At 40.8% G+C, this 20,486-nt stretch carries 21 protein-coding genes, 1 other RNA gene and 3 pseudogenes; 12 read left to right on the top strand and 13 right to left on the bottom strand.

What is annotated here, in order from left to right:
- Positions 1–48: 48 nt before the first annotated feature.
- Complete coding sequence (locus HWQ23_RS19250; protein WP_292831264.1) at positions 49–753, top strand: Uma2 family endonuclease; 705 nt, start codon at positions 49–51, stop codon at positions 751–753.
- A gap of 74 nt (positions 754–827) precedes the next feature.
- On the opposite strand, the gene HWQ23_RS19245 is transcribed toward HWQ23_RS19250, so the two are convergent.
- From HWQ23_RS19245 to HWQ23_RS19235, 3 genes are all read right to left on the bottom strand, one after another.
- Positions 828–1,190: a pentapeptide repeat-containing protein gene (locus HWQ23_RS19245; RefSeq protein ID WP_292831261.1), complete on the bottom strand. Its 363-nt coding sequence runs from the start codon at positions 1,188–1,190 to the stop codon at positions 828–830.
- Positions 1,191–1,289: 99 nt separating this feature from the next.
- Positions 1,290–1,529: a hypothetical protein gene (locus tag HWQ23_RS19240; protein WP_292831258.1), complete on the bottom strand. Its 240-nt coding sequence runs from the start codon at positions 1,527–1,529 to the stop codon at positions 1,290–1,292.
- A gap of 73 nt (positions 1,530–1,602) precedes the next feature.
- Positions 1,603–1,737 (bottom strand): hypothetical protein, encoded by a 135-nt coding sequence (locus HWQ23_RS19235; RefSeq protein WP_292831255.1) that lies wholly within the window; start codon positions 1,735–1,737, stop codon positions 1,603–1,605.
- A 373-nt stretch (positions 1,738–2,110) separates the two neighbouring features.
- Between HWQ23_RS19235 and HWQ23_RS19230 the strand changes: the two genes are divergently transcribed.
- Entirely contained in the window at positions 2,111–2,314 is a 204-nt protein-coding gene (locus HWQ23_RS19230) for a hypothetical protein (RefSeq protein WP_292831252.1), read from the top strand.
- Positions 2,315–2,841: 527 nt separating this feature from the next.
- The gene (locus HWQ23_RS19225; RefSeq protein WP_292831249.1) at positions 2,842–4,761 is read left to right on the top strand and encodes an iron uptake porin; all 1,920 of its coding nucleotides are present in this window, start codon (positions 2,842–2,844) and stop codon (positions 4,759–4,761) included.
- 437 nt (positions 4,762–5,198) lie between these two features.
- Here HWQ23_RS19225 and HWQ23_RS19220 read toward each other — a convergent pair whose 3' ends face one another.
- The 4 genes from HWQ23_RS19220 to trxA form a co-directional block, all read right to left on the bottom strand.
- A complete protein-coding gene (locus HWQ23_RS19220) occupies positions 5,199–6,128 on the bottom strand; it encodes a GUN4 domain-containing protein (protein WP_292831246.1) in 930 nt (309 codons plus the stop codon).
- An 18-nt stretch (positions 6,129–6,146) separates the two neighbouring features.
- Positions 6,147–7,076, bottom strand: a complete 930-nt coding sequence (locus tag HWQ23_RS19215) for a hypothetical protein (protein ID WP_292831243.1) — start codon at positions 7,074–7,076, stop codon at positions 6,147–6,149.
- 232 nt (positions 7,077–7,308) lie between these two features.
- Positions 7,309–7,470 (bottom strand): hypothetical protein, encoded by a 162-nt coding sequence (locus tag HWQ23_RS19210; protein WP_292831240.1) that lies wholly within the window; start codon positions 7,468–7,470, stop codon positions 7,309–7,311.
- 237 nt (positions 7,471–7,707) lie between these two features.
- A complete protein-coding gene (gene trxA, locus HWQ23_RS19205) occupies positions 7,708–8,025 on the bottom strand; it encodes a thioredoxin (RefSeq protein ID WP_292831237.1) in 318 nt (105 codons plus the stop codon).
- Between the two features lie 685 nt (positions 8,026–8,710).
- Between trxA and fabG the strand changes: the two genes are divergently transcribed.
- Positions 8,711–9,457: a 3-oxoacyl-[acyl-carrier-protein] reductase gene (gene fabG / locus HWQ23_RS19200; protein ID WP_292831234.1), complete on the top strand. Its 747-nt coding sequence runs from the start codon at positions 8,711–8,713 to the stop codon at positions 9,455–9,457.
- Positions 9,458–9,514: 57 nt separating this feature from the next.
- Here the strand turns inward: fabG and HWQ23_RS19195 are convergent, their stop codons facing one another.
- Positions 9,515–9,691, bottom strand: a complete 177-nt coding sequence (locus HWQ23_RS19195) for a hypothetical protein (RefSeq protein ID WP_375466669.1) — start codon at positions 9,689–9,691, stop codon at positions 9,515–9,517.
- A 276-nt stretch (positions 9,692–9,967) separates the two neighbouring features.
- Here HWQ23_RS19195 and HWQ23_RS19190 point away from each other — a divergent pair, with 276 nt between their 5' ends.
- Positions 9,968–10,849: an Rpn family recombination-promoting nuclease/putative transposase gene (locus HWQ23_RS19190; RefSeq protein ID WP_292831231.1), complete on the top strand. Its 882-nt coding sequence runs from the start codon at positions 9,968–9,970 to the stop codon at positions 10,847–10,849.
- A 62-nt stretch (positions 10,850–10,911) separates the two neighbouring features.
- Here HWQ23_RS19190 and HWQ23_RS19185 read toward each other — a convergent pair whose 3' ends face one another.
- Complete coding sequence (locus HWQ23_RS19185; protein WP_292831228.1) at positions 10,912–11,994, bottom strand: MraY family glycosyltransferase; 1,083 nt, start codon at positions 11,992–11,994, stop codon at positions 10,912–10,914.
- Positions 11,995–12,152: 158 nt separating this feature from the next.
- On the opposite strand from HWQ23_RS19185, the gene groL reads away from it, so the two are divergent.
- Complete coding sequence (groL, locus tag HWQ23_RS19180) at positions 12,153–13,826, top strand: chaperonin GroEL (protein WP_292831226.1); 1,674 nt, start codon at positions 12,153–12,155, stop codon at positions 13,824–13,826.
- A gap of 473 nt (positions 13,827–14,299) precedes the next feature.
- Here groL and HWQ23_RS33695 read toward each other — a convergent pair.
- Positions 14,300–14,395 (bottom strand): annotated as a pseudogene (locus HWQ23_RS33695) (IS982 family transposase); the annotation flags it as partial.
- Positions 14,396–14,400: 5 nt separating this feature from the next.
- A pseudogene (locus tag HWQ23_RS33690) lies at positions 14,401–14,529 on the bottom strand (IS982 family transposase); the annotation flags it as partial.
- A gap of 515 nt (positions 14,530–15,044) precedes the next feature.
- On the opposite strand from HWQ23_RS33690, the gene HWQ23_RS19165 reads away from it, so the two are divergent.
- The 3 genes from HWQ23_RS19165 to HWQ23_RS19155 are packed head-to-tail and all read left to right on the top strand — an operon-like array spanning position 15,045 to position 16,393.
- On the top strand, positions 15,045–15,329 hold the full coding sequence (locus tag HWQ23_RS19165; protein WP_292831220.1) for a hypothetical protein: 285 nt from the start codon (positions 15,045–15,047) through the stop codon (positions 15,327–15,329).
- A complete protein-coding gene (locus HWQ23_RS19160) occupies positions 15,319–15,801 on the top strand; it encodes a hypothetical protein (protein WP_292831217.1) in 483 nt (160 codons plus the stop codon). Before HWQ23_RS19165 ends, HWQ23_RS19160 begins: the two co-directional genes overlap by 11 nt.
- Positions 15,755–16,393 (top strand): histidine phosphatase family protein, encoded by a 639-nt coding sequence (locus tag HWQ23_RS19155; RefSeq protein ID WP_292831214.1) that lies wholly within the window; start codon positions 15,755–15,757, stop codon positions 16,391–16,393. Before HWQ23_RS19160 ends, HWQ23_RS19155 begins: the two co-directional genes overlap by 47 nt.
- 134 nt (positions 16,394–16,527) lie before the next feature.
- Here HWQ23_RS19155 and HWQ23_RS19150 read toward each other — a convergent pair.
- Positions 16,528–17,353 (bottom strand): annotated as a pseudogene (locus HWQ23_RS19150) (IS982 family transposase).
- A 94-nt stretch (positions 17,354–17,447) separates the two neighbouring features.
- Here HWQ23_RS19150 and corA point away from each other — a divergent pair.
- The 3 genes from corA (at position 17,448) to rnpB (ending at position 19,827) form a co-directional block, all read left to right on the top strand.
- Positions 17,448–18,590, top strand: a complete 1,143-nt coding sequence (gene corA / locus HWQ23_RS19145) for a magnesium/cobalt transporter CorA (RefSeq protein ID WP_292831210.1) — start codon at positions 17,448–17,450, stop codon at positions 18,588–18,590.
- Positions 18,591–18,654: 64 nt separating this feature from the next.
- The gene (locus HWQ23_RS19140) at positions 18,655–19,350 is read left to right on the top strand and encodes a hypothetical protein (protein ID WP_292831207.1); all 696 of its coding nucleotides are present in this window, start codon (positions 18,655–18,657) and stop codon (positions 19,348–19,350) included.
- Positions 19,351–19,398: 48 nt separating this feature from the next.
- Positions 19,399–19,827, top strand: an RNA gene (gene rnpB, locus HWQ23_RS19135) — RNase P RNA component class A.
- A 250-nt stretch (positions 19,828–20,077) separates the two neighbouring features.
- On the opposite strand, the gene HWQ23_RS19130 is transcribed toward rnpB, so the two are convergent.
- Positions 20,078–20,486, bottom strand: a 409-nt coding sequence (locus HWQ23_RS19130; RefSeq protein WP_292831204.1) for a hypothetical protein, incomplete at its 5' end; no start/stop codon positions are given.

Raw genomic sequence — 20,486 nt, 5'->3', positions numbered from 1 at the left:
ATCGTCTAGAATAAAACTCATTAGGTGACTCCAGCACCATCATTACTTATGGTGAAATCAGACCCCCGTCAATTGCCTACTAGTGCTGAACTTCCTTGTTCAGACGATACCCCTGTGGATAACGAAGATCAGAACTTTATTCCTAACCTGCTTCTCTTCTTGCTGCAATATATTTGGGCAAATCGGAATGACTGGTTTTTCAGCGTGGATATGGGCGTTTACCATACTACAGGGGTTAGTCCACTTGTGCCGATTGTACCAGACGGATTTTTGAGCTTAGGTGTAGAACGCCGCAAGGCAGATAAATCTCGTAAAAGCTATGTTGTCTGGGAAGAAAACAACATTGTGCCTATCTTGGCTTTAGAAATTGTCTCCTTAACTCCGGGTGGAGAATACGACAAAAAATTAGACATTTATGCCAAGTTAGGGGTACTGTACTACATTATTTACAATCCAGAGTATTGGCAACGCGTTAGCGAAGCGGCTCCTTCGGAGCTTCGCCACCAACCTTTTGAAGTTTATCGCTTAGTAGATGGTAGCTATCAATTGCAAATTGGTGAACCCTTTTGGATGCCAGAAATTGGTTTGGGAATTGGGCGATCCCAATACGTATCTGGTAATATCCAGCGTCAGGTTTTGTATTGGTATGACCAACAAGGAAAGCGCTATCAAACATCAGAAGAACAATTGGAGTTAGCCCAAAAACAACTTGAGCGTTATCGTCAGCAATTTGGGGAATTATCAGAAGGCTGAGGTAACTTTAGTAAAAATAAGTTGAGTGTATTTTTGAGCTAATTAATTTTTAATTAATTGCTATGGTAATGGCATTAGTCGAAGTATTCATATTCTTGAACAACATCCCCTTCTTCAGTCGTGGTATTACAGAAGAAAGCTCCAGCAAATTCAGTTTCGATAGTTCTAGCACCGAGCAAAGTAGCGTTTTCCAAATTCGTTCCTTGCATAGCAACACTTTCTAAATTAGCTTTGCTCAGATTGCCCCCACTCAAATCGGAACTCATGAGGCTCCCACCAAACAAATTTGCTCCAGAAAGATTAATATTTCGGAGATTACATCTGCACAAATCAATTTCTGACAAATTAGCTCCGCTCAAATCAATACCACTGAGATCGACTTCAATAAAACGTCTTTCACCAGCAGCATAACGTTGCAACAGTTCTTCAGCAGTCATACTTTAGCTTCCAAAACACGGCAGTTACTACCTAACAGGCCCTGTTATAAAATATCCAGTACAAAATTGCTAAGAAAAAGTTTTTATCAATAATCATTTTCATTCTCCCCGTCTATAAGCTTGAATTTCTGCTGCTATTTCTTCATCATTCAAGGGATTATCTGCGTGTATCGCTTGTATTTCTTTGAATAACTTTTTTAATTCTTCTGCTAAAGTAGCCTTTTGATTATCCTCTGCCAAAATAATCACCTCAACTCTCTGTCCTGCTTTAAATGGTAAATCAGATAATACTAACTGCTTTGGATCTGCAATGGTGATATATCTTTTATAAACGTTCATGATTTATCTACCCTTGTTCTAACAATTTCGCCACATTCTCTATAATTCTCTCTTCTAACTTTGTAAAGTAGCCCTAGAAAAGCGAGTTTTTAAACCGAAATTTTCTATAACCAACTTTTTCACCGACTTTTGCAACTGCATCAGATATAACTGCCAACTTCAGCCGACTGACAAAAGAAAGTGCGTAGGCGTAGCCAGGCGTAGGCATCGCTTAATTTTAATAGAGAAGCGTTTTATCAGGCTTTGTTGAGCTACCAAAGACGCGTAGGCGTAGCCCGTCGTAGACATCGCCATTTTGGTCAAGTTAAAGCTTCAGTGTCAGCTTAGTGTACCAAACACCAGATATCGCCTCAAAATCAAACCGGATTTTTGCCATGAGGGATAAAGTAAAAGCACCCACATTACCAGGATGGTATATGAGCGCTCATAAATAAAAACATTATTGAGGATAATCTATCTGCTATGACAGACCGAAGTAACTATAACAATAGCAGGCGGTGGGTAAATAAACTGCAAGGGTAGTTACAAATGTTTTGTTAAAAATATTACTTACTGTAAGATATTGTTTATTTTACTAAAATGTGCTAACAAAAAATTGGTGCGATGCCGTACCACTTGCCTACGGCTCCGCAAACGTGGAAGCAAGCTACGCGGAGCGTCTCCTTGGCGCAGCCTCTCGTAGAGAAGAGTTGGCGGGCTACGCCGGAGCTAAACCTGACACTTGGGCTATCGTAAGGGCGGAAATTGCGATCGCTATGAAGCTTCTCTTGGGTGAAACTTGTTAACAACCGCAAGAGAACTTATTTCCACCGCTTTCCTCCTGATCTTACCTGCACCGAAATCGATCAGCGATCGCGCCCTCTAGATTTTTTTTGAGTAAATTATTCTTTGGTAGGTATTGAGCCGAGGATTTGGCTCAATAGCTATATTCATTATCACAAAATCAGACTTATGTAATTATTATTTTGTCAATATAGCAATCCGATTTTATATTTGAACAGAGAAAATTTGGAAGCCTTATGAATCAGGCATCCTACGGAACGTACTGTTCACAAACCATTTAGGATTGCTATAGTAATTATAAAAACTATCAATATGATTTATTGTTAATTCTTTCCGAAAATAGTATTTACTATAATTTAATACTTGCGATATAAACTGATGTTCTGGTAAGTCAATTCAGAAAAAATCCTGATATCCAAAATTTAAAGTTAACAAGATTCTCTTGCTAAAAATACTTTAAATTTACTTATCAATCGAGTTTAAAATCGCAATTGATTTTTTCACTATTTTATAGGTGTTGGGAGTCATCATGGTAAAATATCTACTAGCTTCTGCTAGTGGGATGGGATTTTTATGTTTAATTGCCGGGTTATTACCTGTGCAAGCCCTTCCTAGTTTAAAAATCGCAGATAAAAACATAGCTGTTAATCAAGATTATGGCAGCTATCAAAAAAAGAATTCTCATCAAAGCAATTTAGGAAATAATATCTCCAGTAAATTGCTGATAGCTAATGAGAGTCAAAAAAATTTACCCTCAGTCAATCAACAGCAAAAGAATCAAGATTTAGGAGTAGATTCTGCTGTTAACTTTTGGCAGCCAATCATACCACAATCTGCAAGTTCATCTCCAACCTCATACAAACTTGCACAAGTAACATCCGTATCTCAATTGTCTGATGTACAGCCGACCGATTGGGCTTTTCAGGCACTCCAATCTTTAGTCGAGCGCTATGGTTGTATCGCAGGTTATCCCAATCGAACCTATCGCGGTAATCGGGCGATGACTCGCTATGAATTTGCTGCTGGCTTAAATGCTTGTTTAGAGCGAATCAACGAACTGATTGCGACTGCAACTGCTGATTCGGTCAAAAAAGAAGATTTAGCCACGTTGCAGAAACTACAAGAACAATTTGCGGCGGAATTGGCAACATTGCGGGGTCGAGTAGATGCTGTAGAAGCTCGCGCAGCAGAACTAGAAGCAAATCAGTTTTCTACTACGACCAAACTCAATGGTGAGGTAATTATTGCTGGTGTTGGTGCTAGCGGTGGCGCTCCTAATAACAGCGACTCGAACATCATCCTAGTCAATAGAGTGCGGTTAAATCTCACCACTAGCTTTACTGGTAAAGATTCATTAATTACTGGATTGCAAGCTTATAACTTTTTGGGTGGAGCCACTGGAGAGGGTAGCTTACAACAAAGTTTAGGATTAGCTGCGCCGCTTTTAAGTGCAAGTAGCGCCCGTACCAGTTTTGAGCCGCAATTTCCGGGGTTAAATGTCAATACTTTGTCGAGTGTTGGCGCAAACAGTGTTCAGCTTTACAAATTGCTGTATATCTTTCCCGTCGCTAATAAATTAACCTTGTTTGCAGGAACTGCGGCGGAAACATCAGATGCTTTCCCAGCAATTACGCCTTTTTATGGTGAAGGACAAGAGTCAATTTCTCGTTTTGCCGGCTTGAATCCTGTGCTACGGGTTTCTGGTGGAACTTCGGGTACTGGTTTAGCATCGGCGGCGGGATTTATTTTTAACATTTCGCCAAATTTGGATTTAAGAGCTTTATACGGCAGTGTAAATGCCAATTTACCCCAAAAATCTGCTACTGACGCAGTACCAGGAGTTTCTACTACACCTTTGGGAGCAGGTTTGTTTAGTGGTAGTAGTATTATTGCCACACAGTTAACCTTCAAGCCAAGTCCTGCTTTCGATATTGGTTTAAACTATGCCCACAGTTATCACGAAATCAATATTTTGGCTACAGGATTAGTTAGTAGTGATATCGGTGCTTTAGCAGGGGTTGCAACTGGAACACCGCTCACACTCAACTCTGTTGGCGGTACAGTAACATGGCGATTATCTCCCAAGATAGCCTTATCTGGCTACGGTGCAGCAATATTTGTTGATGCTGCTTCAAATAACGTGAATGCTTCCACCACCTTTACAAGTTGGATGGCGGGAGTTCATTTCAAAGATTTATTCAAGCCAGGGAACACCGCCGGGATTCTTTTTGGTCAGCCGCTTTTCCGTACTGATACTGGTGGTTCTGCTCAACTTACCCCCACAGGCGACAATCGCGCGACTCCTTACCATTTAGAAGCCTATTACCGCCTTCAAGTTACCGATAATATCAGCATTACCCCTGGTGCATTTATTCTCTTTAACCCAGAAGGTAACAGCAACAATGACACTACGACTGTAGGTGTACTTCGGACTACTTTCACGTTTTAAGAGATTGGAAGTAGAGAGTCAAAATCCCCCAATTTATCGGGGGATTTTGAGATTGGATAACAAAGTTCACAGTAATAACAATATTGCCCTGTCCCATTAGACCTATCCGGAAATGAGAACTTTATTTGCCTGAAACCTAGCCCTGGAGAGGGTTTTAGAGATTATTGTTTTATTTTAGCTAAAAAGCTTACTAGGTAAGGATTTCAGCTATTTTGAGCTTTATTTGTGGATAGGTCTATTAGTAATGCCCAGGTTTGTAGTGAGCGATTTATCGCTCAAATCAAGGACTAAAGTCCTTACTACGAACTTTTATAACCCTTCAAATTTAATGAGACAGACCACTAGTAGTCTGTCAATAAATAATTGACGGATAGATTAAGAGTATAGACGGCGATTTATCGCGTCTCCCTAACCGTCAAAATGAATTTGACAAACCACTAGTATCGTGACAGAAAAATATTTACTCGATGCTGAACCTCACCAAAGTTTCTAGAATCTAAACCCACTAACCGAGATATAGATGGAAAGTGTCCTTTAGGAGCATCTAAGCTGAAAATATATTCTTCATATTTAACCCATTCATTATTGGCAAGACTTGCTAGCCATCCAACTTTATAAGCAAAGTGTCTAGAGTCTCTCTTGGCTTGCCAAATACCTTGTTGGACACTGAAGCCAAATCTGCCTTCACTATATTTAACCCAGAGCTTATTAATAATATAAAGGTCATGACGAGGAAATTTTTTAATTTCCCCATCATCTAACCAGCCTTCTCGTTCACGCTCACATATCTTGAGCATAGTACAGTAGGTTTCTTTATCAGCTTCCTGCCATTTTTGTTCTGCTAGTAATTCCTGCAATTTTCTGTAATCTATACCAGAAGTATGAGATACAAGAGTTAATTCTGCTGCCAATTGAGACAGATGTAACTGCACATCTGATAAAGATTTAATAATTGATGTTTGCGAATCTGTCTCCACCACTTGAGATGGTAATTGAGATATTTGCTCTTTTATTTGACGCAATTCTTCAATAATTTTATAATTTGATTTTTGTTCATCAGTCATAATTTCTTTCAAAGCTTGTAATTCAGTTTGAGCAGCTAGTGAGGCTTTTTGAGTCTCAGCTAACGTCATCTGAGCTTCTATTGCTGTTTTTTCAGTATTTGTCAATCGCTCCTGCATAGTCTGAAGCTCAGATTTTAATTCCTTTATTCCCGTTTGAAAGCTTGCAAGAGTTGATTCAATATTATGCAAATTATTATTTGCTTTCATATCCTGCAAGTCTTCACGGCTACGCCTGAGTTCTTCAATTGCTTTTTCGTAATATCCTAATGGTGTTTTCCAGTTATCATTACCTGCTTTGAACATAGAAAAACTTTGCTTATTTTATTGATTATCTATTAATAATATTTGTGAAGACTTATCCTCTGATATAACATTGTTTTTCAAATCATAATTATTCATGATGCTACGCCAAAATTTACAAAGTAAACCATATTTTATCCAGTCTTTAATAGCTCGATTTTTTAATTCTGGAGAATTTCTTACTAAAGCAGCCATCATAGCGGCATTTTGTTGTAATTGTCCATAAATTTTCAATACCTCGTCAATAGAAGTATTTTCATCTAACTTACTCAGTTCATAACACTCGCTTAACTCATAAAGCTCAATATCAGAAAATAGACCACCAGGTTTCCATGCTATTTTGAGCCTTTGTCTACATTTATCAAGAGGACTGGGTAAACCGTGAACTAAATATTTTTTTAACTCATTCCGAATTAGTTCAAGTTTGCCATCTATCAGCTCGGATATTTTATCAACTATTTGATTAGCATCTTGAAATAACTTATTTTCCAAATATTCAATTCTTTCTAAACTCTGCTCAATGCTGTTTTGAGACAAGCTAATCGCCTGCATTACAGCTAGTGACATTTGATTAATTCTGTTTTCTAGATAAAAATTAGTTTTACTAACAGTCTCAGTGAGGGCTTTCTCACGAATTCTATCTATTTTCTCAAGGTGATGTTTAACTTTTTCATCTGCGGTATTCAACAGATATTCAATATCAACTTTAACCTTGCTTTCTAATTCCTCAGTTCTTTCTATTGCCTGATTAATGCTTTCTTGAGCTATGTAATCAAGCTTGTCGGCTAAAGGGTAAAGTTTGTCATCAAACAAGTTAGCTATTTCTTTGCTACTCTCTCTCAAAACCTCCTTAGCTGCACTCTCAAATTGTTTAACAAGACCTCCAAATAGCCATCCCACCATTTGTCTACACCCTTTTACAGCATAATTAGCAAGCAGATATCCTCCCAAAAATAACACTCCTGAAAAGGAGTGTCGAGGATAAAATAATGACTAATAAATAACTAGAAAGTCGGTGGACGATTATCGAATAATATTGTTTAGTGTTTGAGAAAAATATAGTCGCTTTGCCCAAAATCTGTTGTTCAAAACTGGTGATATGCCTACGGCGGGCTACGCCTACGCTACACAAAAAATAACCTGTGTAAGTGTAGCTGATCGTAGACATCGCCCTACAGTTAACCTAATTATTTTTTTTGCCTGATTTACCAGTTTGATTTGATAATTCGTGCTTTTTTATAACCCGCTCAATCTGGCAAGTTACCGCATCTATTCTATGTTTAACCTTATCAAAATCAATATTCGCCCAAATATAAGCTTTCTCAGAGCTTTGCTGCTTATTCATATATTGCTTTGCTTGTCAATATATTTTGTTATATCTACACAATATAGCTCTCCTAATTTCTAAATTACTTTCTTTAGACGTATAAGTAAATATGCTTAATATTTACTTAAGATTTTATCTGCTACAAGTTCAGTTCAACAGTGATTTGATTGCACAGAGGCGCACAATTACTATTTACTGAAAGAGGCACGAAATATCGCGCCTCTAAGAACCAAAATCAAAATTCTAAGTGTTAGCTTAAATCTTTGTTTGTAGATGTTGCACCAACTGCGGTGCTTGCATCACTCCCTCTATCCGATCCACAGGCTGACCCTGCTTAAATAGTACTAAGGTTGGGAGAGAGGCAATTTGATACTGAGTAGCCAAGTCTGTGTATTTTTCTGTGTCGATTTTCACAATCCGCAGGCGATCCTTAAGTTGGGCATTGACTTGCTCTAAAATTGGCACCATCATCTGGCATGGGCCACACCAGTCAGCGTAAAAATCTACTAATACAGGTACATCAGAAGCAGACAGCATCTCTTCAAAGCTGTTAAATTGCTTTTTAGTTGCCATGTGACACACACCGATTTTCAATTGTTTGTTTCAATAGTAATTCTTAGAAAATAAAATCGGTATAGGTTTATGGGTTTTTGTTGGGAAAAGATTAGATTAGTTAATATAGATTGATTTCCCCGCCAAAAATCTTAAATAATTATAATAAAACACGTATATTATTGTACTTTGTGCATATGAACTAGATATCTATTTAAACCATCCTGAGCAACCAAATAATTATAGAGGCATTCACGAGAGTGATGTCAATACGGTTCGATTAAGGCAAGAGACGCGATAAATCGCCGTCTCTACAAAGGACTGATTATTGTAAAGACGGCGATTTATCGCGTCTTTGCGATCAAACCGTATTGAGAGTGATGTCTACGACTGCCTACGCCTACGCAGCTATAATTAAATGCAACAATATATTGCTTCAAGTTATTCATGCATTAACAGAGAAATAACTGTAGAGATTTAATTACTCATTAATTCTGACTTCTGGCTTCTGAATTCTGACTTCTTCTTCAAAGGGTATTTTTCATAATATAACTAACTATTTCTTATCTATTAGCTATCTAATTTGCATCATGCCAGCAAGATTGTCACCCCGCAATAGTTAGATTTTGTCCAGACAATATTTCAGATGTTCCCGAAATCACCATAAGATAATTAGCGCGGTATTTCTAAGATTGAGGAACATTAAATGACATTATTACAAGATAAAGTCGCAATTGTCACAGGTGCATCACGAGGAATTGGCCGAGCGATCGCAATTGAATTAGCCATACAGGGAGCGATCGCAGTTGTCAATTATGCCAGTTCTAGTGCAGCAGCTGAGGCAGTTGTTGCAGAAATTACAGCAGCAGGAGGTCAGGCGATCGCTATCCAAGCTGACGTTTCTAAAAGCGATCAAGTAGACGCACTAGTTAAGTCCGTCATCGAAAAGTTCAACCGTGTGGATATCTTAGTCAACAACGCAGGTATTACCCGCGACAATCTGCTTTTGCGTTTGAAGACAGAAGATTGGCAAGCTGTGATAGACCTTAATCTAACTGGTGTTTTCTTATGTACACGCGCAATCAGTAAAATTATGCTGAAGCAGCGATCGGGGCGGATTATCAACATTACCTCCGTTGCTGGGCTAATGGGCAACCCAGGACAATCAAACTACAGCGCCGCCAAAGCAGGTGTAATCGGCTTCACCAAAAGCGTTGCCAAAGAACTCGCTACTCGCGGGATCACCGTTAACGCCGTCGCCCCTGGATTCATCACCACCGACATGACCAGCGATCTCAACAACCCTGAAGATATTCTCAAATACATCCCACTCGGTCGCTTCGGTCAACCAGAAGAAATCGCTGGGATGGTGCGCTTCCTCGCCGCCGATCCCGCCGCCGCCTACGTCACCGGACAAGTTTTTAACGTCGATGGCGGTATGGTAATGGCGTAATTCATCAAATTGTAGAGACGCGATGAATCGCGTCTCCAGCAATTTTCGTAGGGTGCGTTAGCCCTCGGCGTAACGCACCGATTTTAGTTGTATCTTGATTAATTCAGTTTCTAAATTATAATTAAACGGTAAAACTTGTTCACGAAAACGCTTGCCTTTCGGCGATTTTCGTGCAGCAAGCAATATATTTTCAAACTCAATAATTTCTCGATAAAGATTACTGTAACGTTTCATAAGATAGTAGTTCTCATAATCCCCGGTTTCTCTAATATTCCATCTCCGTGGACTACGAAAAATCAGGTTTTTAACCCACGGGATGAAGCTTTAAAAAATACCAAAAGACCGCCAAATTGGCCTTTGGACTCCTAACTTCTGGTGTTCAATGGTGGGTGAAGGCGATCGCGCTTAACCCACCCCATAAAGAGCTACTTTAGACCGTTAGAGAGACGCGATAAATCGCCGTCTCTACAGGGGATCTATCCATCAATTATTTATTGACAGACTACTAGCATGAAAACAGACTCCATTTTTTATCGTTTATTCCAAACTTTTCCCAGTGCTTTTTTTGAATTAATTAATCTGCAAGCATCAGAAGCAAATGCATATAATTTCGCTTCAGTAGAATTAAAGCAAACAGCATTTCGCATTGATGGAGTCTTTCTTCCTCTTGCTGATACTAGTAGTCAGCCGATTTATTTTGTGGAGGTTCAATTTCAAAAAGATAACGAATTTTACGCTCGTTTATTTTCAGAAATATTTCTGTATTTACGACTTTACGCACCTACTAAAGATTGGCGAGCAGTAGTTATATTCCCTCGCCGCAGCCTTGAACCAATCCAAGTACAACCGTATCGAGTCTTACTCGAAAGCCAACTTGTAACGAGGCTATATCTAAACGAGCTTGGAGAAGTAACTGAATATTCCTTGGGAGTTGGTATTATCAAATTAGTAGTTGTAAATAAAAAACAAACTCCCATATTAGTCAAAAGTTTGATTACAAGGACACGTTCAGAATTGAGCGATAAAGCACTTCAAGGAAAAGTGCTAGATTTAATAGAAACAATTGTAGTTTACAAACTACCGCGTATCAGTCGTCAGGAGTTGATAAAAATGTTTGGACTCGGTGATTTTGATATCAAAACTACCAGAATTTATGAGGAAGTGCGTGATGATATCATTGAAGAAGTCCGTAATGAAGTCAGGCAAAAACAGACTCTAGAGGTAGTCATGCGCCAGTTGCGACGACGCATTGGTAATTTGAGTCAGCAATTGTTAGAGCGCATCAGTCAGTTATCTATTGAACAGCTTGAAAATCTAGCCGAAGCACTGTTAGATTTTTCCACAGAAGGAGATTTAGTTGTTTGGCTGCAAGACAATTTAACTCAAACTTGAATTTTTTGTGGACAGAATAAAGCATAGTAGGGGTAGCATTACAATGCTAACCCTACAAACAACTAAGGCTGTTGGCGTATCCTTTGCCAGACAGTAAAGCCCAAAAGAAGAATAATGCTACTGGCGGTAGTCAGCATTACAGCCAAACTCATACCTTGTATTCTCATCGCCAGCAAGTTGAAAACTAAGGTAATTGACCAAAGCGTGAACGCAGCATTGCGCTGGGAGAGTCCCCAAGCAAGTAAGCGGTGGTGCAGGTGGTCTTTGCCAGGAGTACTCAGAGGGTTATTTCCTGCTAGTAGCCGCCGCACAAATACTTGAGTGGTGTCTAGCACTGGTAACAACAGAAATAAAACCGTAGGAATTAGCGCATAAACTGTGTTTTGTTGCAATTTGCCTAAAATACTGGTTGCTGCTAGCACATAGCCGAAAAAGTATGCTCCGGCATCACCCATAATAATTTGTGACGGATGGAAGTTATGGCGCAAAAAGCCCAGTGCAGCACCTGCCAAGGCTGCGAGTACCAAGATTGCCGCTGCACGATTGTTAAATTGGGCTGCAACACCCAACAAACTCATCGCCGTAATAAAGCTGATTCCTCCTGCCAAGCCATCCATACCATCCATCAAGTTGATGGCGTTGGTAATCCCTACTACCCACAGTACTGTTAGCGACATGGACAGCAGCGAGTCGATGGGAGTGCCAAACATCACTTTGACGCTGATGCCATTAGCTACCAGCAACAGTGCCGTGACAATTTGTGCCCACAATCGAACAGAGGGCGGTAAGCCGAACTGATCATCGATAAAGCCTACAAGGACTAATATCGAACCCCCCAACAGAATAGTGAGTACCTGAGCCAATACGTTTTGGAGTTCGATAGGTCGTAAAAGGCTAGCTAATACCAGCGCGGCAATTACACCCGCGTAGATAGCCAGCCCCCCTGCATTGGGTAAAGGTTCTCGGTTGAGTCGCCGTGCGTTGGGTTGGTCAGCCCAACCTACCCGCAAGGCGAATTTGCGTACTGTCGGAATTAAACGCCAGGTTACAACCCAAGCCAAGAGAAACGTAAATACTACCGCCAACCAGCCGGTGCCGCTAGGGTCGGCAATACCGAGGGACTTAAGGGAGTTGTCTAGATTCATCTCCCAATTCAAGCATTACTGCTTGTATCTAATATGAGCATCACCTGTATATTAATCAATTTTTTTATTTCCATTTTGTAAGTTGAGCCGCTTGGGAGATTAGCACTCTTGACGTGTGAGTGCTAAATTGTCTAATGGAAGCGCTGGAGAAATAAAACATGGCGAAAATTATTGCATTTAACGAGGAATCGCGGCGAGCTCTAGAAAGGGGTGTTAACGCCCTTGCCGATGCCGTAAAAATCACCTTGGGGCCTAAAGGTCGCAATGTCCTTTTAGAGAAAAAATTTGGCGCACCTCAAATTGTCAACGATGGTATCACTGTTGCCAAGGAAATTGAATTAGAAGATCCTTTGGAAAATACTGGTGCAAGACTCATCCAGGAAGTAGCCTCAAGAACTAAAGATGTCGCTGGGGATGGTACAACCACCGCCACAGTTTTAGCACAGGCTTTGATTCGGGAAGGTTTGAAGAACGTCGCGGCGGGTAGTAACCCAGTTAGTTTGAAGCGCGGGATCGACAAAACTATTGAGGCACTGGTACACGAAATTGCCAGGGTAGCCAAGCCAGTAGAAGGAAGTGCGATCGCTCAAGTTGCCACTGTCTCTGCTGGTAACGATGAAGAAGTTGGCCAAATGTTAGCCGAAGCAATGGAAAAAGTCACCAAAGATGGTGTAATTACCGTTGAAGAATCCAAATCCCTAACCACCGAACTAGAAGTAGTTGAGGGGATGCAGGTTGATAGGGGTTATATTTCTCCCTACTTCGTCACCAACAACGAGCGGCAAATAGTCGAATTTGAAAACGCCCGGATCTTGGTGACAGATAAAAAAATCAGCAGCATCCAGGATTTAGTGCCGATTTTGGAAAAAGTTGCCCGTTCTGGTCAGCCCTTGCTAATTATCGCTGAAGATGTCGAAGGTGATGCTTTGGCAACTCTGGTGGTGAACAAAGCGCGGGGTGTATTGGCCGTGGCTGCAATTAAAGCGCCTGGGTTTGGCGATCGCCGCAAAGCTTTGTTAGAAGATATTGCTATTCTCACCGATGGACAGTTGATTTCTGAAGAAATCGGCTTGAGCTTGGATACCGCTTCTCTAGAAGCGCTGGGAACTGCCCGCAAAATCACCATTGACAAAGAAAACACCACAATTGTAGCTGGCAGTGTCACAAAGCCAGAGGTACAAAAGCGGATTGCTCAAATTCGCCGACAGTTGGAAGAAACCGATTCTGAATACGATCAAGAAAAACTCCAAGAACGCATCGCCAAGCTCGCTGGCGGTGTAGCAGTGATTAAAGTGGGTGCGGCAACCGAAACCGAACTCAAAGACCGCAAACTGCGGATTGAAGACGCGCTGAACGCTACTAAAGCCGCCGTGGAAGAAGGTATTGTTCCTGGTGGTGGGACGACCCTAATTCACTTAGCTAAGACGGTAGAAGCGATTAAAAACAGCCTACAAGACGAGGAAGAAAAGATTGGGGCTGATATTGTCGGACGAGCGCTAGAAGCCCCCTTGCGCCAAATAGCAGACAACGCTGGTGCTGAAGGTTCTGTGATCGTCTCTAAAGTCCGGGATAGCGACTTCAACATTGGCTACAACGCTGCTACCGGGGAATTTGAAGACTTGATTGCTGCTGGTATTATCGACCCTGCCAAAGTCGTGCGTTCAGCTTTGCAAAACGCTGGTTCCATTGCTGGTTTGGTCTTAACCACCGAAGCGATCGTTGTTGAAAAGCCGGAGAAGAAATCTGCTGCTGCTGCCCCTGATATGGGCGGTATGGGCGGTATGGGCGGCATGGGCGGCATGGGCGGTATGGGCGGCATGGGCATGTTCTAATTTCTGCTCCCCCAGATAAATATTTTTTCAGCAGTTTGTCTTGCCAAGGCAAACTGTTTTTTATAGCATTGCTGATTTAGAGTATGTTATCTGTATTGCTGGGAAGTAACCCTTAGCGCGCGACCCTATTTATCTGAAAATAGCTGTAATTATGAAACTTTTCAATGATTAATTGTGGGTACAACTGGTTACTAACAAAATGCTGATGACCAAATTAACCACTGAAATAATTGCTTAATTTAGAAATTACCGTCTTTATATTAAATTTTGTAAAATTACGTGTAAGTCTTGGTTGCCCTAGTCAGTTCTTTTTAGCACTGACAAATGACAAATGACTATTAACCCAAGTTGCTAGTTATGCGACTCCGGGTGCTTCGCAGCTGGAGAGTCATGCGATCGCACAAAAACTCTTCGGTTACGTCAGCCCATAACCGAGAGATAGATTTTCAACTAAGAGTATAAACTATTACTAGCTAGATAAATGCTTGTTTGAAAGTAAAAGCAAAGATAAATGCTTGTAATTTGAGTAAGAAACCTTTATAAGTGACTGCATGAATTGATTTAGGAAATCAACTAGTGAGGCAACTACTGCTGTTGTGATCACTTCTGCATCAGTCATATTTCGCCGACAATCTTCTTTGTCACCAATTGCTCTAAGTAAGTCATCAATCATAGCATAGATGGTAATTATTTTATTTAGCATTTTCCCCTCCGTTTTTCTTCTTGGAGGGGATTTTATTACTTTTGTGATCTCTTTTTCACCTTCCGATCGCATAACTAGCAACTTGGGTTAATAGGGGAGCAACGCGATTTGGTGAGATCGGCCTACAGTTAATGCTGTTGAAGTTTCAGAATTAACCGAGTAGGAACAAAGCGATAAGCCTGACGGCATGGCGTGAGCTTACCGCCTGCACTTGGAGAGGAAAGTGGGAGCGGGCGTTTTTTGAAGCAGGCAAAGCTTTAATAGAATTACGCGATGGGCTACGCCCCGCCGTAGGCGATCGCAGATTATATCAATCTACGCACAAAACCTTTGATGAGTACTGTTTGGATAGATTTGGCTACAATCGTGTTAGAAAAGAGCGATCGCACCTAGGCAATCCAACGACGTTTGACAGCAGATTGTGACTTTTCCTGATGGCGAGAGGCTGTTGGTCAATAACGAGAAGAAGTATACTTTTAGCAGAAGGTATAGGGTGAGCGGTTGGGAGTATGTCAATGCACTTTTGTTTTGAACCAATGAATGCGGCTGAGACAGAAAAACTTACTCGCTGGCATTATCAGCCAGTAAATGATATCCAAGCCTGCCAAATCGTAACAGGATGGTGCACAATACCTGTAGTCAGTTCATTGCCCTCAAGCACTGGTTTTTTCTTACTGCGACCAAATCCTTTTAATATGGCTCTACTCAGTAAACGCTATTTTAAAATGCCCAAAAATCCAACAGCGATCGCTCTAATAAACCTGGTAACAGGTTTAACTCCATCGAGTTGTGGCGGATAATCCACTGGTTTGTACATTCCCATTAATCACCTTGGAACCCAACCAGCTAAATTTATTTTCTAATTTGACCGTCACACCAGCACGCAAAGCAGAAACACTGGTAATGAACCTTGAGGCGCTCTTGAAGTGCAAATCTCAGATTTTGGACTATCAACAGAAGGTGAGGGAAAGGCAACCACCTCAGCAAACGACGTTATTCAACCTTACTCCAAAGCAATGCGATCCAGACCAAATTGATCCGATGAGGCTGCGGCTTGTGCCAATGTCGTTTTATCGAATGCCAGTTGATAGGTCTGGGTCAGCTTGTCTGTATTTCATCATAGACTCAGGGTTGATTAGTTTGTCCTGGTGTCACAGACTCGATTGCGAGATTGATGGTATTTTATTTTTGCACAAACTCTTCTATCCCAATCGCGATACAAGCTATGACACTCAATTTATATTTACTGCGACATGGAGAAACTACTTTTAGTCAAAGTGGTAATTTCTGCGGTGAAACTGATGCGGAGTTGACAACAGAGGGGATGCAGATGGCGTCCGGTTTTGCCGATGTTTATCAAAGCTTGTTGTGGGAGGCTGTTTATGTTAGCCCGATGAAACGCACAATTGCAACTGCCAAGCCATTTTGTGATGCTATCGGTATGGATATGCAGTTGCGTGACGGACTTAGAGAAGGTAGTTACGGCGAATGGGAAAGGAAGAGTAAATCGTTTGCCCAAGAGAATTACGCCCAAAACTATGTAAAATGGTTGACAGAACCCGCTTGGAATGCACCACTAGGTGGAGAAACTGCGGTAGATATTGCTAACCGTTCTATGCCTGTAATTGCTGAAATTCAAGAAAAACATACCCAAGGTAATGTTTTAGTAGTTTCCCATAAAGCCACGATTCGGATTATGCTTTGCAGTTTACTGGGAATTGATTTGGGACGCTATCGCTATCGGGTGAATATTTTGGTCGCGTCGGTAAGTATGGTTAAATTTGACGTAAATGGCCCCTTGTTAGAAATATTAGGCGATCGCCATCATATACCCGATCGTATTCGCTCTCGTCCGGGAACATAATAATCCAAGTTGCGGGTTATGCGACTCCGGGTGCTTGGCACCTGCAGAGCGATGTGATCGCATGAAAAACGCTTCGGTTACTTGGTGTGTAACCGAAATATATACCACTCATTATAAATGTCAAACAATACTAGCTACATGAATGCTTTTTTTAAAGTAAAAGCAAAAATAAATGATTGTAACTTAGGTAAAAAACCTTCATAAGTGACTGCATGAATGAATTTTGGATGCATACTAGTAATAGCACTAAATACAGTTTCAATATAGTGACGAGTCGATTGTTTTATATATTGTATATACGGCTTATCTGAACGTTTAGAATTCTTTTTTCTCATTACTTCTAGTTTCATCTCACTCGAATCAACAAGGTCATCTTCGGCAGTATAATCTGTGTATGCGGAGTTAGCATATATCTGACTGTCTGATGGTAAATTTAATGGTAAACTATTTAAAGCTCGTAGATCAGTAGTACTACCAGGCATAAAGACTTTCCTCAACAGGTATACCGCTTTTAGTCGTTAATAATTGGACTTTAATTCCATAAAAGTAGCGTTTTTTTGATGCTATATAACCCCGATATTCTTCTGATTTAATTAGCTTGACATGGAAAATACGAATATTATCGCAAATTGGAACGGGAAATGAGTCCAGAAGATATTCTGTGGAATCACTTGTTTCCTTGAAGATCATTCCTATTTGATGAAATAAGTCATTTATCAGCATAGAAATGCTATGTAGTCGTCTATTAAATCTGGATTTATCTAACATATTTGGTATCAAATTGTGGTCTTTCATATAGCTACAACATGAAGCATAATTACCATCGAAGAACATTGCCGCAATTAGTGCTGTTGTGATAATTTCTGCGTCGCTCATCTCTCGCCGACAATCTTCTTTGTGTCCAATTGCTCTCAGGAAGTCGTCTATGATAGCATAGACAGTAATTATTTCATTTAGCATAATCCCCTCCGTTTTTATTCTTGGAGGGGATTTTACTACTTTTGCGATCGCACGAGTCAAGTAACTAGCAACTTGGGTTATTAGGTAAAATTGCATGGCACGAAAACTGAGTCGCCTCCCCAAAATAGTAAGTAGGCCATATGAAGATGAGTTCTACCACCAACCAGGGAGTATACCTGGAACCATTTTTATTGATGCAGATGCTCCACCACCGATAATTTTCTTGATTGACTATAGCCAAACCGATTTCATCCGGGAACAAATAGCAACTCCAGAAGAATGTATCCCCTATCTGGAGACGGAATCGATTTCTTGGGTAGACGTACAAGGTTTAGGCAGTCAAGACATATTACAACGATTGGGTAACGTTTTTGAGTTACATCCTCTAGTTTTAGAAGATATAGTTAATGTACCGGAGCGTCCCAAAACAGAGGATTATGAAGACCAATTGTTATTCATTGCCCGCATGGTAGTACCAAAGGAAAGGATATGTGGTTTTCACAGCGAGCAAGTGAGTTTGATATTAGGGAAAAACTATTTACTGACAGTACAAGAAGAACCAGAACATGATTGCTTTGAAGCGGTGCGATCGCGGATTGAAAAAAACAAAGGTACTATCCGTAAACAGGGAGCGGATTATTTAGCTTATGCCCTGTTAGATGCGATTATTGATGGCTTTTTCCCAGTACTGGAGCTTTATGGTGAGCGAATCGAAGAGTTAGAGGAGGAAGTAATAGTTAAACCTACCCCACAAACATTACAAAATATTTATCAAATTAGGCGAGAATTACTGCAACTACGCCGTGCTATCTGGCCCCAGCGAGATGCAATTAATTCCTTAATTCGAGATGCTCCCGATTTGATTAGTGAAGAAGTGCGAATCTACTTGCGAGATTGTTATGACCATACGGTACAAGTGATGGATATGGTGGAAACTTATCGAGAACTAGCATCTGGATTAATGGATGTGTATCTTTCGGCAGTAAGCAACAAAATGAATGAAATCATGAAGGTACTAACAATAGTTTCAACAATTTTTATTCCACTGACTTTTGTTGCCGGAATATATGGGATGAATTTCAATACTGAAAAATCGCCATATAATATGCCTGAGTTGAATTCGTATTGGGGCTACCCTATTTGCTGGGCAGTGATGTTAGCGATCGCATTAGGTTTGCTATTCTTTTTTTGGCGACGAGGCTGGCTGCAAAATTCTGTAATAATCAAGCGCAATTAAAAATTGCAGATGAGGGATCAGTCAAATATACATTCATTAGCATCGGGAGTTAATATTTTAATTTATGAGGAGTAGCGACCAGAATTTAGTAGTTTTAACGATTTATATTATCGGTGTTTCCTATGTTTTTAACCGCATGGTTGAATCCATCGATGATCAAATTAAGTTTGAGTTTAAAAAAGGAATCGTTGACGAGCAACTAAAAGAACACAATCTCGATGATCAAATTGGGATTTCCTTTAAACTCAAATCCTCATACCCAATTGACGATTTGAAAGATTTAGGAATTAGCATTGAAAATAAATCTGATAATGTTGCTGTATACGTTGACTGGGACAACAGTTCTTTGGTAGTTGAACATAGCAAGCAATCGCGCCGAGTGATTCGCAAATCACCAGACTTAACCCGTGACTTAGCAGTACCCCAAAGTCCTAGCCTGATTGCCCCCAAGAAAACACTTTCTGAAACGGTGACAGCAGAAGATGTTTTCGAGCGCGATCAAATAACTGGAACCTACTTAGCTAAAAAACCACTAATTGATATCAATGGGCTGCAAAAAGGGCAAAAAAAGTTGTACAACGACTTTATTAACAGAAGAAAGGCATTAGACTTTTCCCTGCAACTGGTGCTACGGATATCTGAAGTGCGTTTAGGTCTATCCCCAGGTCGTGATTTCCCTGCCATTAGCATTATCAATTGTCCTTTCACAGTCAGGAAACTACCTTGGACTTACGCTCTACCTTGGAATAAAAAAAAGTAATACAAACCAGACATAGTATGCCATCCAAGATTACACTGGATCTAAGGAGAGAGTAGGCGCAGGCGGTTGCAGATCAGTCATAGTTACTGGTTTGAGGAAAGTCCGGACTCCCGAAAGACCAAACTTGCTGGATAACGTCCAGTGCGAGCGATCGTGAGGATAGTGCCACAGAAAGATACCGCCAAGAATTAGGGAATAGGGAATAGGGAATAGGGAAAGAAAAACCCTACTCCCCACTCCCCACTCCCGACTCCCCAATCTTTGGTAAGGGTGCAAAGGTGCGGTAAGAGCGCACCAGCAGTATCGAGAGGTGCTGGCTCGGTAAACCCCGGTTGGGAGCAAGGCGATAGGAACTATGGTTGGTCTTTTACCAGTTCCGCTCAACGAGAGCCGCTAGAGGCGTTTGGTAACAAGCGTCCCAGATAGATAACTGCCCTCGCAAGAGAACAGAACCCGGCTTACTACCTAGTCTTTCCCCTGTAATGGAGTATAAACCTTCACGGTTTGTACTCTATTATTTTTTGTACGGATTTTGGACAATAAACCTATTGCGAAAATACTTGAACCGCCAGAGACTCAAGTCTCTTTTCTTATAGCAAAAGTCCGTTTAAACGGACTAAAACTACTGCCATTAGTCGGTTTAAACCGACTTGAGCTATAAGAAAAGAAAATTTATTTTCGGGCGGGTTTTCGACTTTTGCTAGAGGTCTAATGGTTAATTGATAATTTAGAGCATTCCCAGTATCTCTAATGCTGTATCCAGATGCCATTTAACCCGATAGAGTCCAAACAGCTTCTCTTGACTATACCGTGTTGGATACTCTAGCTTCTTTCCCTCCATCGTCACTTTGAGCAATGCTGACTGCTCCGGTGTAGGTGTTCCCATAGCCTCTAGCGTTGCTTCTAGCGCTTGTACTTGAGAGAGCATAGGAGACTTCAATCCTTTATTCTCTGACACTTGCTTACAGGCTATAACAGGGAACGTCAGGAGTGCGTTAATGTAGGATGCCTTCTCAGCAGGGTTCCCTATTGCTTGGATGCCATACTGTATCAGACATAAATCGCGTAATGCTCTCAAGCTTTTAACTATTGCGCCGTAAGTCCCCCACTGAATTCTGTATTCGGAATCAGTGGCG

The organism is Nostoc sp. JL33 (assembly GCF_017114985.1).
In the GTDB taxonomy this organism is placed as follows: domain Bacteria; phylum Cyanobacteriota; class Cyanobacteriia; order Cyanobacteriales; family Nostocaceae; genus Nostoc.
This window is presented reverse-complemented; position numbering and strand designations above follow the sequence as displayed.

Bases quoted from the DNA above. Each gene is read 5' to 3' on its own strand.
- HWQ23_RS19225 (WP_292831249.1), top strand. From the start codon at position 2,842: ATGGTAAAATATCTACTAGCTTCTGCTAGTGGGATGGGATTTTTATGT.
- HWQ23_RS19220 (WP_292831246.1), bottom strand. From the start codon at position 6,128: ATGTTCAAAGCAGGTAATGATAACTGGAAAACACCATTAGGATATTAC.
- groL (WP_292831226.1), top strand. From the start codon at position 12,153: ATGGCGAAAATTATTGCATTTAACGAGGAATCGCGGCGAGCTCTAGAA.
- HWQ23_RS19250 (WP_292831264.1), top strand. From the start codon at position 49: ATGGTGAAATCAGACCCCCGTCAATTGCCTACTAGTGCTGAACTTCCT.
- HWQ23_RS19155 (WP_292831214.1), top strand. From the start codon at position 15,755: ATGACACTCAATTTATATTTACTGCGACATGGAGAAACTACTTTTAGT.
- HWQ23_RS19240 (WP_292831258.1), bottom strand. From the start codon at position 1,529: ATGAACGTTTATAAAAGATATATCACCATTGCAGATCCAAAGCAGTTA.
- HWQ23_RS19140 (WP_292831207.1), top strand. From the start codon at position 18,655: ATGAGGAGTAGCGACCAGAATTTAGTAGTTTTAACGATTTATATTATC.
- HWQ23_RS19165 (WP_292831220.1), top strand. From the start codon at position 15,045: ATGCACTTTTGTTTTGAACCAATGAATGCGGCTGAGACAGAAAAACTT.
- HWQ23_RS19185 (WP_292831228.1), bottom strand. From the start codon at position 11,994: ATGAATCTAGACAACTCCCTTAAGTCCCTCGGTATTGCCGACCCTAGC.
- trxA (WP_292831237.1), bottom strand. From the start codon at position 8,025: ATGGCAACTAAAAAGCAATTTAACAGCTTTGAAGAGATGCTGTCTGCT.
- HWQ23_RS19210 (WP_292831240.1), bottom strand. From the start codon at position 7,470: ATGAATAAGCAGCAAAGCTCTGAGAAAGCTTATATTTGGGCGAATATT.
- HWQ23_RS19245 (WP_292831261.1), bottom strand. From the start codon at position 1,190: ATGACTGCTGAAGAACTGTTGCAACGTTATGCTGCTGGTGAAAGACGT.
- HWQ23_RS19235 (WP_292831255.1), bottom strand. From the start codon at position 1,737: ATGCCTACGCCTGGCTACGCCTACGCACTTTCTTTTGTCAGTCGGCTG.
- HWQ23_RS19190 (WP_292831231.1), top strand. From the start codon at position 9,968: ATGAAAACAGACTCCATTTTTTATCGTTTATTCCAAACTTTTCCCAGT.
- HWQ23_RS19195 (WP_375466669.1), bottom strand. From the start codon at position 9,691: ATGAAACGTTACAGTAATCTTTATCGAGAAATTATTGAGTTTGAAAAT.
- corA (WP_292831210.1), top strand. From the start codon at position 17,448: ATGGCACGAAAACTGAGTCGCCTCCCCAAAATAGTAAGTAGGCCATAT.
- fabG (WP_292831234.1), top strand. From the start codon at position 8,711: ATGACATTATTACAAGATAAAGTCGCAATTGTCACAGGTGCATCACGA.